Below are 3,667 nucleotides of genomic sequence, written 5' to 3' on the forward strand. Positions count from 1 at the left end.
CAGCGGCACGGCCCACCACAGGCACACCGCCACCGACAGGGGCAGCCACCACGCGGCGAGTCTCGCCCACGTGCGTCCGGGGCGGTGCATGAGCCACCACAGGATCGCGGGCAGGCACGCGACGGCGGTGGCGACCGCGTTGACCGCGCCCATCAACGCCAGGGCCAGCGCGGCACCGGCTCCACCCCGACGCGGGGACATGTGTCCCTGCAACACCCGCACCACCGGGAGCAGTACCCACGGGGCCAGCGCCACGGGCCAGATCTCGGAGGAGATCGACCCGAGGTCGCCGAGCATCCGCGGGGCGAGCGCGTAGAGGATCCCGGCCACGGCCCTGGTCTGGGGGGTGCCGATCCGCAGGGCGGCCGCGACCCGGACCACCCCGACGTAGGCGAGGGTCAGCAGAACCGCCCACCACAATCGTTGGGTCAGCCAGGCGGGCATCCCCACCAGGTCGAACAGCGCGAAGAACGGGCCCTGGGGGAAGAGGTATCCGTACGCCTGGTTCTGGACCTGGCCGCCGAACGACAGTCCGGTCCACAGGTGGGTGGCCTGCGCGAGAAAGCGTCCGGGGTCGACGACGAGGTCGTACTTGGTGTCGGGGACGACCAGACCCGGGGACTGCAGGCAGGAGAGGAGAAGGAAACCGAGGAACGCGACGACCGCGTCGCGTGCGCCTGCACCGAGACGGATCCCGCGGGTCACCTCGGCCGGCGCGGGGGAGGGACTAGCGGGCGCCGTACTCGACCTGGCCGAGGAGGGCCTGGTCGGCGGGCGGCTGCGCGACCTCCGGGATGGAGTTCTCGGCCATCGCGGAGTTGGCGCCGAAGGCGACGATGCCGCCGAGGACGATTCCGCCGACTGCGCTGGCGAGCGCTCCGGTACCGAAGCTCATCGAGTTCTCCCTGCGGGTCACGAGAATGGGTGTCATGGCGGTGCCGCGGGGCACGCCGACGCCGAAAGAGTATCACCCGGTACCCCGTGGATCGTGCGTAGTGTCGCCCACAACTACTTACTGGCCGGTAAGTTGGTGTGGGACACGACACCACGTCCCGCCGGAAGGGAGTCCTGTGACGACGGGGACCAAACGGATCCCACGCGCGATCCGCGAACAGCAGATGCTCGACTCGGCCATCCGCGTGTTCTCCGACCTCGGCTACCGATCAGCGTCGATGGACACCATCGCCAAGGACGCCAGGATCTCCAAGCCGATGCTGTATCTCTACTACGGCTCCAAGGAGGAACTGTTCTCCGCGTGCGTGATCCGTGAGTCCGGGCGACTCATCGACCACCTCACCTCCGCGGCGACCAGTGGGACCGGTGCGCGTCACAGTCTGGAGAGCGTCGTGGAGGCGTTCCTCGACTACGTGGACGACCACGCCGACTCGTGGAACGTCGTGTACCGCCAGGCCGTCGCCGAACCCGCGTTCAGCGACGAGGTCGAGAAGACCCGCTCCGTCCTGGTGGACCTGACCACCGATCTGCTCGCGCAGAACTCGGTGGACGAGCGCAGCCGCGAGGTGCTCGAGGTGGTCGCCACCGCGCTCGTCGGGGCCGGGGAGGCGGTCGCCGACCGCGTCGCGCACCGGTCCATACCCAAATCGGTGGCCGCAGGAGTGGTCGTCGAACTCGCGTGGCGCGGCCTCGCCGGAGATCCCGCCAAGTCACTCACCACCCCTAAAGAGGAGAAGCCGTGACCGACACGACCGAAGACACCGCCCGCCGGACGTCCCAGGGCGCCAGGACGCTCACCCCGTTCGACCTGGCGGGAGGCCTGCCCTCTCTCGTCTCCGATCTGCCGACCGTCCTGCGTGGTCTCCGGATCGTCCGGACCTCCCGCGGGACCGACAAGATCTCCATCGGCAGGAGGTTCCAGGAACTGGCGGCCGGCCAGCCGGACGCCCCGTTCCTGCGCTTCCTGGGCTCCGAGATCACCTACGGGGAGGCGAACCGGCGCGCCAACCTCTTCGCCGAGGTGCTCAAGGCTCGTGGGGTCGAGCGCGGTGACACCGTCGGCATCTGCATGGTCAACCGGCCCGAGGTCATGCTCGCCATCCTCGGCGCGGTCAAGGTGGGCGCCTCGGTGGGCCTGCTCAACCACCACCAGCGCGGGGAGGTCCTCGAGCACTCGCAGAAGATCATCGAGTCGAAGGTCGTCCTCATCGGGGCGGAGTGCGCCGAGGCCGCCGGGTCCGTCCCCCGCGACAAGTGGCTCGGTGAGCTGATCGCCGTGGGGACCGAGGTCGACCTCCCGTTCCGCGACTTCACGGCGGGCCACCGCCCGGATGAGCTCTCTGATCTGACCTGGCTCGAGGACGAGCTGGAGAAGCTGGGCGCGGACGCCGGCGCCACCAACCCGCCCGAGGCGGACGAGACGCTGGGCAACGAGACCGCGTACTACGTGTTCACCTCGGGCACCACGGGTCTGCCCAAGGCCTCGACCATGTCCCACTACCGCTGGAACCGCGCACTCGCCGGTTTCGGCCTGTCGGGTGTGCGGCTCTCCAAGGACGACGTCCTGCTCTGTCCGCTGCCGATGTACCACAACAACGCGCTCACGGTCGGTCTTGGCTGCGTGCTCGCCGCCGGCGCGTGCCTGGCCGTCGAGGAGCACTTCTCCGCGTCGAGGTTCTGGGACCAGGCCCGCGCGGCCGGAGCCACCGCCGCCATCTACATCGGCGAGATCTGCCGCTACCTGCTCAACCAGGAACCCGGTCCGGGTGATCGTGACCACTCCATCCGGGTGATGACGGGCAACGGGTTGCGTCCCGAGATCTGGGACGAGTTCCAACAGCGGTTCGGCGTGGACCGGATCTGTGAGTTCTACGCGGCCAGCGAGTGCAACATCGCGTTCGTCAACGCCTTCAACGTCCCCAAGACCACCGGCTACTGCCCGATGGACTTCGCGATCGTGGACTACGACCCGGACACCGGGGAGCCCCGCCGCGGCGCGGACGGCCGGCTCACCAAGGTGGGCAAGGGCGGGACCGGCCTGCTGATCAGCGGCATCTCCGATACCCAGCCCTTCGACGGCTACACCGACAAGGAGGCCACGGAGAAGAAGATCATCCGCGACGCCTTCAGTGACGGTGACGCCTGGTTCGTCTCGGGCGACCTCATGCTGGACCAGGGCCTCAAGCACGCCTCGTTCGTCGACCGGCTGGGCGACACCTTCCGGTGGAAGGGCGAGAACGTGGCGACCACCGAGGTGGAGGCGGCCGTCAGCGCCCGCCACGAGGTCGACCAGGCCGTGGTCTACGGAGTGCCGGTGCCGGGGGCCGATGGCAAGGCGGGCATGGCCGCCGTCCGGCTGCACGACAAGTCCGACTTCGACGGCGCCGCGCTCGCCGAGCACCTGCGCAAGTCGTTGCCGTCGTACGCGGTTCCGCTGTTCATCCGGCTCTCCAAGGAGCTCGAGGTGACGTCCACCTACAAGAGCCGCAAGACCGAACTGCGCGAGCAGGCGTTCGACACCTCCCAGTTCGACGACCCGCTCTACGTCCTGTCGTCCGACAAGGGATACATCCCCTTCTACGATGGGGCGGAGAACGACGTCGTCGCCGGCAAGGCCTGAGGCCGGGGACACCACGGAGGAGGTCCCGCCGCCGCATGCCCAGTCCCCGCATGCCCCGCCCCCGCATGCCCGGCCGCCGTGCGCCTGACCGAC

General features: G+C 69.2%; 4 protein-coding genes. 2 read left to right on the forward strand and 2 right to left on the reverse strand.

Translation table 11 applies throughout. From position 1 onward, the window contains the following. Nucleotides 1-705, reverse strand: a 705-nt coding sequence (locus G6027_RS08025) for an alpha-(1->3)-arabinofuranosyltransferase family protein (protein ID WP_182636717.1), incomplete at its 3' end; no start/stop codon positions are given. A 22-nt stretch (nt 706-727) separates the two neighbouring features. Beyond that, nucleotides 728-931, reverse strand: a complete 204-nt coding sequence (locus G6027_RS08030) for a DUF2613 domain-containing protein (protein ID WP_241726929.1) — start codon at nt 929-931, stop codon at nt 728-730. A 139-nt stretch (nt 932-1,070) separates the two neighbouring features. Here G6027_RS08030 and G6027_RS08035 point away from each other — a divergent pair, with 139 nt between their 5' ends. Beyond that, the gene (locus G6027_RS08035) at nt 1,071-1,697 is read left to right on the forward strand and encodes a TetR family transcriptional regulator (RefSeq protein ID WP_182636718.1); all 627 of its coding nucleotides are present in this window, start codon (nt 1,071-1,073) and stop codon (nt 1,695-1,697) included. Next, nucleotides 1,694-3,574, forward strand: coding sequence for a long-chain-acyl-CoA synthetase (locus tag G6027_RS08040; protein ID WP_182636719.1), 1,881 nt, complete (start codon nt 1,694-1,696; stop codon nt 3,572-3,574). Before G6027_RS08035 ends, G6027_RS08040 begins: the two co-directional genes overlap by 4 nt. The last annotated feature ends 93 nt before the right edge of the window (nt 3,575-3,667 follow it).

The sequence above is a fragment of the Dietzia sp. SLG310A2-38A2 genome, from assembly GCF_014145095.1.
In the GTDB taxonomy this organism is placed as follows: Bacteria; Actinomycetota; Actinomycetes; order Mycobacteriales; family Mycobacteriaceae; genus Dietzia.